Genomic DNA, 12,361 nt, shown 5'->3' on the forward strand with positions numbered 1-12,361 from the left:
CGCTTTAAACGCCGGAATGCCGCTTCAAATACATCGGCATCAGCCACCACGCGACGGCGATCAACGCCGCCATGATGCCGGCCGTGGCCATGCCGACGGTGGACCCGAACACCTCCGAGATCACCAGGTCGGTGCCCAGCACCAGCGCGATCGCCAGCGCGAACGAGCCGGCCACGATCTGCTTGGTCGCCACCCGCTTGAAGCGCGCCCGGTCTTTCAATGGCCGCATCAAGCGGTGCTGGATCGCCGGCGCGCTCAGCAGCACCAGACTGGTCAAGGCCAGGAAAAACGTCGCCAGGAACAGCAGCTTTTCCGTATGGTCGATATGCGCGAAACCGGCGTTGAACGGCAGGATGATCAGGAAGGCCGACAACATCTGCGCGCCCGGCAGCAGGATGCGCATCTCACTGAGCATGTCGGAGAAGTCGCCGTCGTCTTCCTCTTCGTCGTCGCGCAGCTGCTTGCCCCTGACCTTGTCCTCCTCGAAAATGCTGCCGCTCATGGCAGTATGATCGTCGAGCCGGTGGTCTTGCGCGCTTCGAGATCGCTGTGCGCCTGGGCGACATCGGCGAGGTTATAACGCTGGCGCACGTCGATCTTGACCGCGCCGCTGTTGACGACGCCGAACAGCGACTTGGCCGCCGCCTCCAGGTCCTCGCGCGTGGCCATGTAGGCGCCCAGCGACGGCCGCGTGACAAACAGCGAGCCACGGTTGGCCAGCTCGCTCAGCGCGAACGGCGGCACCGGTCCGGACGCGTTGCCGAAGCTGACCATGGTGCCGAGCGGCGCCAGGCAGTCCAGCGATCCGATGAAGGTGTCCTTGCCGATCGAATCGTACACCGCGCACACGCCCTTGCCGCCGGTGATCTCGCGTACCCGCTCGGTGAAGTTCTCGCGGTTGTAGTTGATCACGTGGTCGGCGCCGTTCTCGGTCGCCAGCGCCGCCTTCTCGTCCGAACCGACGGTGCCGATCAAGGTCACGCCCAGCACCTTGGCCCACTGGCAGGCGATCAGGCCGACACCGCCGGCGGCGGCGTGGAACAGGATCGTGTCGCCCGCCTTCAGGTGCACGGTGCGGTGCAGCAGATACTGCACCGTCAAGCCTTGCAGCATCATGGCGGCGGCGATATCGAAGCCGATTTTCTCCGGCAGCACCAGCAGCTGCGAGGCCGGCATGTTGCGCGCCTCGGCGTAGGCGCCGTTCGGCCGGCCCGCATAGGCCACGCGGTCGCCGACCTTCACTTCGGTCACGCCCTCGCCCACAGCCTCGACGGTGCCGGCGCCTTCCATGCCCAGCCCGCCCGGCAGCGGCTGCGGATACAGGCCGGTGCGGAAATACACGTCAATGAAATTGAGGCCGATGGCGCCGTGGCGCACTTGCGCCTCGCCGGGGCCGGGCGGCGGCAGGTCCACGTCCACCAGCTCCATCACCTCCGGGCCGCCCACGCGGTTGATACGAATTGCCTTGGTCATGATTGCCTCCGTTACTCAATATCCGCAGTGTAACGCCGAATACAACTTCGGCCACACGCGACTGAAACAATCTAAACCACGTAGGGCGGATTAGGCGGAACGCCGTAATCCGCCATCTTTGAGCCGCCGACTACGCATACATGGCGGATTACGCTACGCTAATCCGCCCTACGTGATTTAACGGTTATTGCCGGGTTATCTAATTACCGGCGGCGGCGAGCGACTGCAGTTGCGACAACACCAAATGCGCCGACGACACGTTCGTCGCGCACGGCGTGTTGTGCACGTCGCACGCCCGCACCAGCGCGTTGATGTCCGGCTCGTGCGGCTGCGGCGTCATCGGATCGCGCAGGAAGATCACGCAATCGATCTCGCCCTGCACCAGCATCGACCCGATCTGCAAATCCCCGCCGAAAGGCCCGGAATGCTTGCGGTCCACCTCCAGCCCCAGCTCGCTGATCAAACGCCCGCCCGTGGTGCCGGTGGCAACCAGGTCGCAGGTCGACAGGAAAGCGCGGTATTGGCCCGCCAGCAGGATCATGTCGTCTTTTTTCTTGTCGTGGGCAATCAGGGCGATGCGGGTTTTCATAACGTTATCCATGTATACGGTTTATCCAGTTTTATTTTTTACTCTTGGACAGCAGATAAATCCCGGCGATCACCAGCGCGGTGCCGGCCAGTTGCCAGGACGTGACGGGTTCGCCCAACAGCAGCGCGCCCAGAAACAAGGTTGACACGGGACCGATCATGCCCGCCTGCGAGGCGGCGCCGGCGCCGATGCGCTCGACGGCGGCCATCGTCATAAACACCGGCATCACCGTGCACAGGATGCCGTTGACCAGCGACAGGCCGTACACGCCCATCGGCTGCGCCAGCGCCGACACCGGCCGCAGGATGAAAAACTGGGCGATGCAGGCCACGCTGGAGACGCACATCGCGTACGACACCAGCCGCAGCGCCCCGAGCCGCTTGACCATCTCCCCCGACAGCAGCAGGTAGACGGCGTAGGCGGCGGCCGATCCCGTCACCAGCATCGCGCCCAGCGCCACGTTGGCGCCGCCGTTGCCCAGGTCGTGCAGGAACACGAACACGATGCCGCAATAGGAGGTCAGCAGCGCCAGCCACTGCTTGCCGCTGATGTGCTGCTTGAGCAGGGTGGAGCTGATCAGCAGCACGAAGGTCGGCGTCAGGAACAAAATCAGCCGTTCCAGGCCGACCGTGATGTACTGCAGCCCGAGGAAATCGAGGAAACTGGATAAATAGTAGCCGACCAGCCCCAGGCCGATCAGGCGCCAGCGGTCCGCCTTCGACAGCGCCGGCCCGGTGCGCATCTTCCAGACGGCGACGGCGGCAAACACCGGCAGCGAAAAGATCATCCGGAACGCCAGCACGGTGACGGCGTCGAGGTCATAACGGTAGAGCAGCTTGGCGACGATGGCCTTGGTCGAGAACAGCACCGCGCCGCCGATGGCGATTCCCAGGCCGCCCAGATAGGCCGAACGGGCCGGGCTCACATTCGTTATGCTTTTGTCCATCCCTCGATTGTACGGCCAAACGGCCCCGGCCGCAGAGGGCGGCGGTTTCGGCGCCCTGCCTTATGTTAAAATACCGCCCTCACCGCATAGCAACGACTATCGCCAACCCCGAATAAAACCGCGCCGAAGGAAGACTGAACATGGCTGGACACAGCAAATGGGCCAATATCAAGCACAAAAAGGCCGCTACCGACGCCAAACGTGGCAAGATCTGGACACGTCTGATCAAGGAAATCACCGTCGCCGCGCGCATGGGCGGCGGCGATATCCAGACCAACCCGCGCCTGCGCCTGGCGGTGGACAAGGCGGCCGACGCCAATATGCCGAAGGATAACGTGCAACGCGCGATCACGCGCGGCACCGGCGGCGAGGACGGCGCGGCCTACGAGGAAGTGCGCTACGAGGGCTACGGCATCGGCGGCGCGGCCGTCATCGTCGACTGCATGACCGACAACCGCGTGCGCACCGTGGCCGAAGTACGCAACGCCTTTAACAAAAACGGCGGCAACATGGGCAACGAGGGTTCGGTGGCGTTCATGTTCAAGCATTGCGGCCAGTTCCTGTTCGCGCCCGGCACCAACGAGGATGCGCTGATGGAAGTGGCGCTGGAAGCCGGCGCCGAAGACGTGGTGGCCGATGAAGAAGGCGGCTTCGAAGTGCTGTGCGGCCCGCACGACTTCGCGACCGTCAAGGATGCGCTGGAAGCGGCCGGTTTCAAGGCCGAAGTGGCCGAGATCATCATGAAGCCGGCCACCGAAACCGTCATCACCGGCGACAACGCCGTCAAGATGCAAAAACTGCTGGACGCGTTGGAAGCGCTGGACGATGTCCAGGAAGTCTATTCCAACACGCTGATCGAAGACTGAGGATTTATGAAAATATTGGTAGTCGGCTCCGGCGGCCGTGAACACGCGCTGGCATGGAAATTGGCGCAATCGGAACGCATCCAGATGGTCTACGTCGCCCCCGGCAACGGCGGCACCGCGCGCGATTCGCGCCTGGTCAACGTCAACATCACCGATCTGCACGAACTGGCGACCTTCGTCGAGCAGGAGCACATCGGCCTGACCGTGGTCGGCCCGGAAACCCCGCTGGCCGGCGGCATCGTCAACCTGTTCCGCGCCCGAGGCCTGAAGGTGTTCGGTCCAACGAAGGAGGCGGCGCAGCTGGAGTCGTCGAAGGACTTCGCCAAGGCGTTCATGCAGCGCCACGGCATCCCGACCGCCAAATACCAGACCTTCTCGGACGTGGCGCAAGCGCACGCCTACATCGACGCCAACGGCGCGCCGATCGTCATCAAGGCCGACGGCCTGGCCGCCGGCAAAGGCGTGGTGGTGGCGATGTCGCTGGACGAAGCGCATCAGGCGGTCGACGACATGCTGGCCGATAACCGCTTCGGCGACGCCGGCGCGCGCATCGTCATCGAGGAATTCCTGGCCGGCGAAGAAGCGAGCTTCATCGTCATGTGCGACGGCAAAAACGTGCTGCCGCTGGCGACCAGCCAGGATCACAAGCGCCTAAAGGACAACGACGAAGGCCCGAACACCGGCGGCATGGGCGCCTACTCCCCGGCGCCGATCGTCACGCCGGCGATGCACGCCCGCGTGATGCGCGAGATTATCAATCCGACCATCGCCGGCATGGCGAAGGACGGCATCGTCTTCACCGGCTTCCTGTACGCCGGCCTGATGATCGACGCCGCCGGCAATCCGCGCACGCTGGAATTCAACTGCCGCATGGGCGACCCGGAAACGCAGCCGATCATGTCGCGCCTGAAGACCGACCTGGTGACGGTGATGGAACACGCCGTCAACGGCACCTTGGACACGGTCGAACTGGAATGGGACCGCCGCACCGCCGTTGGCGTGGTGCTGGCAGCCGCCGGCTACCCGGACGCGCCGCTCAAGGGCGCCGTGATCGAAGGCATCCCGGCCGAAACGCCGGAATCGGTGACCTTCCACGCCGGCACGGCCGAAGTGGGCGGCCAGCTGCAAGTGACCGGTGGCCGCGTGCTGTGCGTGGTCGGCCTGGCCGACAGCGTCAAGCTGGCGCAAAAGCAGGCCTACGAAGTGGTCGACCAGATCTCCTTCGAAGGCATGCAGTGCCGCCGCGACATCGGCTGGCGCGGCCTGAAACACTAAATACAATGCTCTCCGCCCCGAATCCAGCGGCTGTCAAGGCCTTCCTGCTCGATCTGCAGGCCCGCATCATCGACGCGCTCGAAGCGCTCGATGGCAAGGCCTTCCTGCGCGACGAGTGGGAGCGCCCGGAAGGCGGCGGCGGGATTTCGCGCCTGGTCGAAGAAGGCAACGTCATCGAACGCGGTGGCGTCAATTTCTCGCACGTGATGGGCGCCAAGCTGCCGCCGTCCGCGTCTGCCGCGCGTCCGGATTTGGGCGGCAACCCGTGGGAAGCGATGGGCGTGTCGCTGGTGATCCACCCGCGCAATCCATACGCGCCGACGGTGCACATGAACGTGCGCTTCTTCACCACGACCACCATCAACGGCGAGCCGGCATGGTGGTTCGGCGGCGGCATGGACCTGACGCCCTATTACGGCGACAAGGAAGACGTCAAGCACTTCCACCAAAGCTGCCACGACGCGCTGGCGCCGTTCGGCGACGACCTGCACGCGCGCTACAAGAAGTGGTGCGACGAGTATTTCTACCTGAAGCACCGCAAGGAGGCGCGCGGCGTCGGCGGCATCTTCTTCGACGATGTGAACGAAGAAGGCTTCGACCAGAGCTTCGCGCTGATGCAAAGCGTCGGCAATTCGTTCTTGACGGCCTACCTGCCGATCCTGGAACGCCGCAAGGACACGCCGTACGGCGAGCGCGAACGCGATTTCCAGGCTTACCGGCGCGGCCGCTACGTCGAATTCAATCTGGTGTTCGACCGTGGTACCCTGTTCGGCCTGCAGTCGGGCGGCCGCACCGAGGCGATCCTGATGTCGATGCCGCCGATCGTCAAATGGCGCTATCGCTGGGAACCCGAGGACGGCACGCCGGAAGCAGCGCTGTACACCGACTTCCTGCCGCACCGCGACTGGCTGGCCGCGTGACAAAGGCCATGGCACAGCGGGTAGCACTGCTGGGCGGCAGCTACGATCCGGTCCACCACGGTCATATCGCCCTCGGCGCCTATTTCGCGCAACTGCTGCAAGTGGACCAGCTGCGCGTGATTCCGGCCGGCTTGCCGTGGCAAAAAGCCATGCTCAAAGCGACGCCGGAACAGCGTGCCGAGATGGTGTCCATCGCCTTCAAGGGTCAGCCGTTCGACGTCGCCATCGACATGCAGGAAATCGAGCGCGCAGCGCGCGGCCTGCCGACCTACACCATCGAGACGCTGCGCCTGGTGCGCGCCGAACTGGGACCGGACGCCTGCATCGCCTTCGTGATGGGCGCCGACCAGCTGCAGCGGCTCGACACCTGGAATGAATGGCAGGCGCTGTTCGACTACGCCCATATCTGCGTAGCGGCCCGCCCTGGCTTCGACATAGGCGCCGCCGGCCTTCCGCCGGCGGTCGCCGCGGCGTTCTCCAGTCGTATCGGAACGCCTGAACAAATCCGCAACACGCCGCACGGTCTGACTTATCTGGCACAAGACTTCGCGGTGGATATCTCCGCCACCGAAATACGTGCGGCATTACAACGGGGGGAACAGGCAAACTCGCTTATCCCGCCGCTAGTGCTAGACTATATTGAACAACACAATCTATACAAAAGCTAAATGGACATCAAAAAACTGCAATCCCTCGTCGTTGACGCCCTCGAAGACGTCAAGGCACAAGACATCACGCTGTTCGACACCACCCACCTGACCAGCCTGTTCGACCGCATCGCCATCGCCTCCGGTACCTCCAACCGCCAAACCAAGGCGCTGGCCGCCTCGGTGCGCGACAAGGTCAAGGCCGCCGGCGGCGACGTCTACGGCATGGAAGGCGAGGACACCGGTGAATGGGTGCTGGTCGACCTGGGCGACATGATCGTCCACATCATGCAAGCGCCGATCCGCGCCTACTACCGCCTGGAAGAGATCTGGGGCGACAAGCCGGTCAAGCTGGGCGCCGCCAAGCGCAAGTCGACCAAGGAAGGCGAGGAAGCCGACGAGCCGAAGAAAATCTCCAGCCACCTGGCCGCCGGCAAAAAAGCCGTCGACGCCTCGCCGGTGATCGAGAAGAAAACCCCGGCCCGCAAAGCCGCCGCCGCCAAACCGGCCGCCGAGAAGAAACCGGCTGCCAAGAAGGCCGCGATCCCGGTCGGCAAAACGATCAAGGTCGGCAAGACCAAGAGCGCCGTCGCCTCGGCCGAAGCGCTGAAAGCCCTGCCACCGAAGCCGAAAGCGCCAAAGGCCGCCAAGCCGAAAGCCGACGAAGCGCCGGCCAAGACGGTCATCAAGCGTATCAAAAAAGTCGCGGAATAATCCACGATGCAGCTGATCATCGCTGCGGTCGGCCATAAAATGCCGGCCTGGATCGAAACGGGCTTCGCCGAATACGCCAAGCGCATGCCGCCGGAACTGAAGATCGTGCTCAAGGAAATCAAGCCGGTCGACCGTTCGGGCAGCAAAACCGCTGCCACCGCGATGGCGCTCGAACGCGAGCGCATCGAGGCGGCGCTGCCCAAATCGGTGCGCATCATCGCGCTCGACGAACGTGGCAAGGACCTGACCTCGGTCGGCCTGTCGCAGCAGTTGGAAGCCTGGCAGCAGGACGGTCGCGATACCGCCTTCCTGATCGGCGGGGCCGACGGCCTCGATCCGGAGCTCAAGGCGCGCGCCGAAGGCCTGATCCGGATTTCCAGTATGACGCTCCCTCATGGTATGGTACGGGTATTGTTGGCCGAACAACTGTATCGCGCCTGGTCGATCACCCAAAATCATCCGTACCACCGGGTTTGACGGCGTCAGAAAATATCAAATGAAATTCGTCGAAAAGAAGATCTACCTCGCCTCTAAAAGCCCGCGCCGGCGCGAACTGCTGCGCCAGATCGGCATCGATTTTGAATTATTGTTATTGCGTGCCGACGGCCCGCGCGGCGCCGACGTCACCGAAAACGTCATTGAAGGCGAAGCGCCGCTCGACTACGTGGCCCGCGTGGCGCAGGAAAAAGCCGCCTTCGGCTACAACCTGGTGCAGCGCCGCCACCTCAAGCCGCGCGCCGTGCTCACCGCCGACACCACCGTCACCATCGACGGCCAAATCCTCGGCAAACCAGCCGACCGCGCCGAAGCCAGCGCCATGCTCACGCAGCTGTCGGGCCGCACCCACCAGGTGCTGACCGCCATCGCCGTGCATTCGGCCGACTTCACCGGGCAAATCACGCAGGTGTCGGAAGTGCGTTTCGGCGTGCTGTCGCCGGCCGCCATCGCCGCCTACTGCGCCACGCTCGAACCGTACGACAAGGCCGGCGGCTACGGCATCCAGGGGCCCGCCGCGCAATTCATCGAACATATCGCCGGCAGCCATTCCGGCATCATGGGCCTGCCGCTGTACGAGACGGCGCAGCTGCTGCGGCAGGCGGGTTTGCCGCTGCCGTAAGTGGCGTGTATGATCAGTCTTCACATAGCCACAGAAGCCGCGCCAGCCGGCCGCCGAGACAAATGAACGAAGACATCCTGATCAACATCACCCCGCAGGAAACCCGGGTCGCCCTGATCTTGCAAGGCGCCGTGCAAGAGCTGCACATCGAACGCACGCTCACGCGCGGCCTGGCCGGCAACGTCTATTCCGGCAAGGTGGTGCGGGTGCTGCCCGGCATGCAATCGGCCTTCATCGACATCGGCCTCGAACGCGCCGCCTTCCTGCACGTGGCCGACATCTGGGAGGCGCGCCCGCACGACGGCGGCCAGAACGCCGCCCCCACCCCGATCGAAAAAATCCTGTTCGACGGCCAGGTGCTGACGGTGCAGGTCATCAAGGACCCCATCGGCACCAAGGGCGCGCGCCTGTCGACGCAAATCTCCATCGCCGGCCGCATGCTGGTGTACCTGCCGCAGGACGCCCACATCGGCATCTCGCAAAAGATCGAAAAGGAATCGGAGCGCGAAGCGCTGCGCACGCGGCTCCAAAGCCTGCTGCCGGCCGACGAAAAAGGCGGCTACATCGTGCGCACGCAGGCGGAGGACGCGTCGGACTCCGACATCGCCGCCGACGTCGAATACCTGCGCAAGACCTGGGGCGCCATCGTCCACGGTGCCAAGACGCGCCCCGCCACCACCCTGCTGCACCAGGATTTGAGCCTGGCGCAGCGCGTGCTGCGCGACTTCGTCCACGACGACACGGCCACCATCCAGGTCGACTCGCGCGAGAACTACCTGAACCTGGTCGAATTCGGCAAGGCCTACACGCCCGGCGTGCTGCCACGCCTGCAGCACTACACCGGCGAACGGCCGCTGTTCGACCTGTATGGCGTCGAGGAAGAGATCCTGCGTGCGCTGGGCCGGCGTGTCGATCTCAAATCGGGCGGCTACCTGATCGTCGACCAGACCGAGGCGATGACCACCATCGACGTCAACACCGGCGGCTTCGTCGGCGGACGCAATTTCGCCGACACGATCTTCAAGACCAACCTGGAGGCGGCGCACGCGATCGCGCGCCAACTGCGCCTGCGCAATCTGGGCGGCATCATCATCCTCGACTTCATCGACATGGAGAACAACGAGCACCGCAACGCCGTGCTGCAGGAGCTCAAAAAGACCTTGTCGCGCGACCGCACCAAGGTCTCGGTGTCGAACTTCTCGGCGCTTGGACTGGTGGAGATGACGCGCAAACGCACGCGCGAATCGCTGGCGCACATCCTGTGCGAGCCCTGCCCGGCCTGCGCCGGCAAGGGTCAAGTGAAAACTTCGCGCACCATCTGCTACGAGATCCTGCGCGAACTGCTGCGCGAAGCCAAGCAGTTCAACCCGCGCGAGTTCCGCATCCTCGCTTCGCAGGAAGTGGTCGACATGTTCCTCGAGGAGGAGTCGCAGCACCTGGCGATGCTGGGGGACTTCATCGGCAAGAAGATTTCGTTGCAGGTGGAGACGGCGTACCACCAGGAGCAGTACGACGTCATCTTGATGTAGCTTGATTAGCAACCGCCATCTGGAGATGGGCAATGAAGAAAATAAAACTGACACCCCTTCTTTGCGCGGTTGCGTTGACGGGGTGTGTTGGTGTCCACAGCAACTCGCTTGAATCAAAAAGTGCTAAGGCGCCACAGGCTGACCAAGCCACGTGGATTCAGCTATTCAACGGGAAAGACTTATCCGGCTGGACTCCGAAGTTCAAAGGCCATCAGGCCGGCGTCAACTACAAAAACACATTCAAGGTTGAAAACGGCATCCTCAAAGTCGACTACAGCGAGTACGACAAATTCAACGGCGAATTCGGTCACCTGTTCTGGAAGCAGAAGCTGTCGCACTACCGCATCCGGGCGGAATACCGTTTCGTCGGCAAACAGCTCGCGGGCGCTCCGGGTTGGGGCTTTCGCAATAACGGCATCATGATTTTTAGTGAACCGCCCGATACCATGGAACTCGACCAGGACTTTCCCGCGTCGATTGAGGTGCAGATGCTTGGTGGAGGCGGCCCAGGTGACCAGAACAACGGATCGTTCTGCACCCCGCACACCAGAGCGGTCTTCAACGGGCAGCTCACCACCACCCACCGCACTTCGGCCAAATCGAAAGTGTATATGGGAGACGAATGGGTAACAATCGAGGTTGAAGTTCGCGGTGGAAAATTAATCAAGCATATCCTTGATGGCGAGACCGTGATCAGCTACAGCCAGCCTCAGCTGGACCCGCGCGATCCCCACAGTCGCGGACTGATGGCGAAAGGCTTCCCCCAGATGCTGGAAAGCGGCTACATCGCCATCCAGGCGGAGACCCATCCAACGGAATTTCGCCGGATCGAAATCCTGCCACTCGATGAAACGCTTTAGGCAAACATGAAAACTGAGATGCCAGGCAGTTCAATCCGTGAGAATTCGCATCATCACATCGCCGCGACCATGCGCTTGATGGTGTCCGGCGCGATGCGCAGCAGCAACGGCATCAGTTTGGTGGCGCCGGGTAGCGCCAGCGGCCGTCGGCGTTCCAGCGCCTTCAGCGTAACCGCCGCCACCTCTGCGGTGGAAATCTTCTTCACCGTCAGGTTTGCGGTCATCGGCGTGTCGACCGTCGGCGGAACGACTTCCAGGACATGCGTTCCCCTCGGGGCCAACTGCCGACGCAGCGCTTCGGCATAGCCCCTCAATCCAGCTTTCACGGCGCCATAGGTGGGTGCGCGCGTGGGCGACACCAGCGCGAAGCCCGAGGTGACAAACACGATCGCGTCGATCGCAGGCCATCGATTCAGCACCTCGCCGGTCAGTTCGATTGGCGCCGTAAGATTCAGCGCGACCTCCTCCTCCAGACCTCCCGTGGCGTCGTCGCCCGAGGTGAAATCGCGCTCGATGAAGCTGCCCGCATTGTTGATCAAAACATCGAGCCGGCCGAAGCGCCGGGCAAGCTCTGCCAGTATGGCGCTGCGGTCCGCAGCGCTGGTCACGTCGGCCTTGATGGCGACAGCGGCCGGATGGTCGCGGGTAAAGCGTTGAAGCCCGGCGTCGGAACGGCCGCATACGACCACCTGCGCGCCGCGCCCGATGAAGGCATCGGCCAATCCGAGGCCGATGCCGGAGGTTCCGCCGGTGATCAAGACAACTTGTTTCATGTTTGGATAGCTCCTGTTGAGAAGGAGATACAATGGTCTCCTTTGGTTACCTACTCTATACAGGAAACCAACGTATGCCAAGGAGGCACTTTTGTGAAACCAAGTCACACCGATGAAACCGGCGGCTGCGCGCGCCTGACCTGCGCCCTTGCCAGGGTAGGCGATAAATGGTCGATGCAAACCGTCACGCAGCTCGATGCGGCGCCGTTGCGCTTTAGCGAACTGCGGCGGGCGATAGGGGGAATCTCTCAGAAAATGCTGACCGTCACGCTGCGAGGACTTGAGCGCGACGGCTTCGTTTCCCGGACCGTGTATCCGACCAAGCCGCCCAGCGTCGAGTACGCCCTGACGGAGCTTGGCCGGGAGATGGTCGAACCCGTCAGGGAGCTAGGCGCTTGGGTGGCGCGCAACCTCGACCGGATCGAAGATGCTCGGGCCCGGTTCGACGCCGGGGTCAAGCAACAATGAATGCCGGCTCGTCAAGCCAGATCCGCGTCAATGCCCTTGATAAGGCCATCAGCATTGACATGGATCCGGAGAGCCCCCGTCTCGTGGCCAAAGGTGCCGGTGAAATCGGCACCGGCAAGCGCGACCAGGTCGAGTGCTGCCATTCCTTGTAAGTAAGAGGTGGTCCTGAGCGATTAATGCTGGG

General features: G+C 63.2%; 16 protein-coding genes. 10 read left to right on the plus strand and 6 right to left on the minus strand.

Features of this window, described 5'->3' with window-relative positions:
- Positions 1–4 precede the first annotated feature (4 nt).
- The 4 genes from AC0IYS_RS25520 to AC0IYS_RS25535 all read right to left on the minus strand — a co-directional run bounded on the left by AC0IYS_RS25520 (position 5) and on the right by AC0IYS_RS25535 (position 3,008).
- A complete protein-coding gene (locus AC0IYS_RS25520; protein ID WP_471707792.1) occupies positions 5–502 on the minus strand; it encodes a DUF6328 family protein in 498 nt (165 codons plus the stop codon).
- Entirely contained in the window at positions 499–1,473 is a 975-nt protein-coding gene (locus AC0IYS_RS25525) for a quinone oxidoreductase family protein (RefSeq protein ID WP_471707793.1), read from the minus strand. The genes AC0IYS_RS25520 and AC0IYS_RS25525 overlap by 4 nt, the downstream gene beginning before the upstream one ends.
- A gap of 199 nt (positions 1,474–1,672) precedes the next feature.
- Entirely contained in the window at positions 1,673–2,062 is a 390-nt protein-coding gene (locus AC0IYS_RS25530; RefSeq protein WP_471707794.1) for a methylglyoxal synthase, read from the minus strand.
- A gap of 31 nt (positions 2,063–2,093) precedes the next feature.
- The gene (locus AC0IYS_RS25535) at positions 2,094–3,008 is read right to left on the minus strand and encodes a DMT family transporter (protein ID WP_471707795.1); all 915 of its coding nucleotides are present in this window, start codon (positions 3,006–3,008) and stop codon (positions 2,094–2,096) included.
- A 140-nt stretch (positions 3,009–3,148) separates the two neighbouring features.
- Here AC0IYS_RS25535 and AC0IYS_RS25540 point away from each other — a divergent pair, with 140 nt between their 5' ends.
- The 9 genes from AC0IYS_RS25540 to AC0IYS_RS25580 all read left to right on the plus strand — a co-directional run bounded on the left by AC0IYS_RS25540 (position 3,149) and on the right by AC0IYS_RS25580 (position 10,936).
- Positions 3,149–3,874, plus strand: a complete 726-nt coding sequence (locus tag AC0IYS_RS25540; RefSeq protein WP_471707796.1) for a YebC/PmpR family DNA-binding transcriptional regulator — start codon at positions 3,149–3,151, stop codon at positions 3,872–3,874.
- Positions 3,875–3,880: 6 nt separating this feature from the next.
- Positions 3,881–5,149, plus strand: coding sequence for a phosphoribosylamine--glycine ligase (gene purD / locus AC0IYS_RS25545; protein WP_471707797.1), 1,269 nt, complete (start codon positions 3,881–3,883; stop codon positions 5,147–5,149).
- Positions 5,150–5,154: 5 nt separating this feature from the next.
- On the plus strand, positions 5,155–6,069 hold the full coding sequence (hemF, locus tag AC0IYS_RS25550) for an oxygen-dependent coproporphyrinogen oxidase (RefSeq protein WP_471707798.1): 915 nt from the start codon (positions 5,155–5,157) through the stop codon (positions 6,067–6,069).
- An 8-nt stretch (positions 6,070–6,077) separates the two neighbouring features.
- Positions 6,078–6,737 carry a nicotinate-nucleotide adenylyltransferase gene (locus tag AC0IYS_RS25555; RefSeq protein ID WP_471707799.1) on the plus strand — a complete coding sequence of 220 codons (660 nt, stop codon included), beginning with the start codon at positions 6,078–6,080 and terminating at the stop codon, positions 6,735–6,737.
- The gene (rsfS, locus tag AC0IYS_RS25560; RefSeq protein ID WP_090323208.1) at positions 6,738–7,430 is read left to right on the plus strand and encodes a ribosome silencing factor; all 693 of its coding nucleotides are present in this window, start codon (positions 6,738–6,740) and stop codon (positions 7,428–7,430) included.
- Positions 7,431–7,436: 6 nt separating this feature from the next.
- Positions 7,437–7,907 (plus strand): 23S rRNA (pseudouridine(1915)-N(3))-methyltransferase RlmH, encoded by a 471-nt coding sequence (gene rlmH / locus AC0IYS_RS25565; protein ID WP_020701344.1) that lies wholly within the window; start codon positions 7,437–7,439, stop codon positions 7,905–7,907.
- Positions 7,908–7,926: 19 nt separating this feature from the next.
- Positions 7,927–8,547: a Maf family protein gene (locus AC0IYS_RS25570; RefSeq protein WP_471707800.1), complete on the plus strand. Its 621-nt coding sequence runs from the start codon at positions 7,927–7,929 to the stop codon at positions 8,545–8,547.
- Between the two features lie 62 nt (positions 8,548–8,609).
- On the plus strand, positions 8,610–10,076 hold the full coding sequence (rng, locus tag AC0IYS_RS25575) for a ribonuclease G (protein WP_471707801.1): 1,467 nt from the start codon (positions 8,610–8,612) through the stop codon (positions 10,074–10,076).
- 32 nt (positions 10,077–10,108) lie between these two features.
- Entirely contained in the window at positions 10,109–10,936 is an 828-nt protein-coding gene (locus tag AC0IYS_RS25580) for a 3-keto-disaccharide hydrolase (RefSeq protein ID WP_471707802.1), read from the plus strand.
- A gap of 53 nt (positions 10,937–10,989) precedes the next feature.
- Here the strand turns inward: AC0IYS_RS25580 and AC0IYS_RS25585 are convergent, their stop codons facing one another.
- Positions 10,990–11,709 (minus strand): SDR family NAD(P)-dependent oxidoreductase, encoded by a 720-nt coding sequence (locus AC0IYS_RS25585; protein ID WP_471707803.1) that lies wholly within the window; start codon positions 11,707–11,709, stop codon positions 10,990–10,992.
- 93 nt (positions 11,710–11,802) lie between these two features.
- Between AC0IYS_RS25585 and AC0IYS_RS25590 the strand changes: the two genes are divergently transcribed.
- Positions 11,803–12,177, plus strand: coding sequence for a winged helix-turn-helix transcriptional regulator (locus tag AC0IYS_RS25590; protein WP_471707804.1), 375 nt, complete (start codon positions 11,803–11,805; stop codon positions 12,175–12,177).
- 11 nt (positions 12,178–12,188) lie between these two features.
- Here AC0IYS_RS25590 and AC0IYS_RS25595 read toward each other — a convergent pair whose 3' ends face one another.
- Complete coding sequence (locus tag AC0IYS_RS25595; protein WP_471707805.1) at positions 12,189–12,320, minus strand: hypothetical protein; 132 nt, start codon at positions 12,318–12,320, stop codon at positions 12,189–12,191.
- Positions 12,321–12,361 lie beyond the last annotated feature (41 nt).

The sequence above is a fragment of the Duganella sp. AC237 genome (assembly GCF_979254035.1).

Coding starts and splice junctions, on each gene's coding strand:
- rng (WP_471707801.1), top strand. CDS start 8,610: ATGAACGAAGACATCCTGATCAACATCACCCCGCAGGAAACCCGGGTC.
- AC0IYS_RS25585 (WP_471707803.1), bottom strand. CDS start 11,709: ATGAAACAAGTTGTCTTGATCACCGGCGGAACCTCCGGCATCGGCCTC.
- AC0IYS_RS25580 (WP_471707802.1), top strand. CDS start 10,109: ATGAAGAAAATAAAACTGACACCCCTTCTTTGCGCGGTTGCGTTGACG.
- AC0IYS_RS25520 (WP_471707792.1), bottom strand. CDS start 502: ATGAGCGGCAGCATTTTCGAGGAGGACAAGGTCAGGGGCAAGCAGCTG.
- rlmH (WP_020701344.1), top strand. CDS start 7,437: ATGCAGCTGATCATCGCTGCGGTCGGCCATAAAATGCCGGCCTGGATC.
- hemF (WP_471707798.1), top strand. CDS start 5,155: ATGCTCTCCGCCCCGAATCCAGCGGCTGTCAAGGCCTTCCTGCTCGAT.
- AC0IYS_RS25540 (WP_471707796.1), top strand. CDS start 3,149: ATGGCTGGACACAGCAAATGGGCCAATATCAAGCACAAAAAGGCCGCT.
- AC0IYS_RS25555 (WP_471707799.1), top strand. CDS start 6,078: ATGGCACAGCGGGTAGCACTGCTGGGCGGCAGCTACGATCCGGTCCAC.
- rsfS (WP_090323208.1), top strand. CDS start 6,738: ATGGACATCAAAAAACTGCAATCCCTCGTCGTTGACGCCCTCGAAGAC.
- purD (WP_471707797.1), top strand. CDS start 3,881: ATGAAAATATTGGTAGTCGGCTCCGGCGGCCGTGAACACGCGCTGGCA.
- AC0IYS_RS25530 (WP_471707794.1), bottom strand. CDS start 2,062: ATGAAAACCCGCATCGCCCTGATTGCCCACGACAAGAAAAAAGACGAC.
- AC0IYS_RS25570 (WP_471707800.1), top strand. CDS start 7,927: ATGAAATTCGTCGAAAAGAAGATCTACCTCGCCTCTAAAAGCCCGCGC.
- AC0IYS_RS25525 (WP_471707793.1), bottom strand. CDS start 1,473: ATGACCAAGGCAATTCGTATCAACCGCGTGGGCGGCCCGGAGGTGATG.
- AC0IYS_RS25595 (WP_471707805.1), bottom strand. CDS start 12,320: ATGGCAGCACTCGACCTGGTCGCGCTTGCCGGTGCCGATTTCACCGGC.
- AC0IYS_RS25535 (WP_471707795.1), bottom strand. CDS start 3,008: ATGGACAAAAGCATAACGAATGTGAGCCCGGCCCGTTCGGCCTATCTG.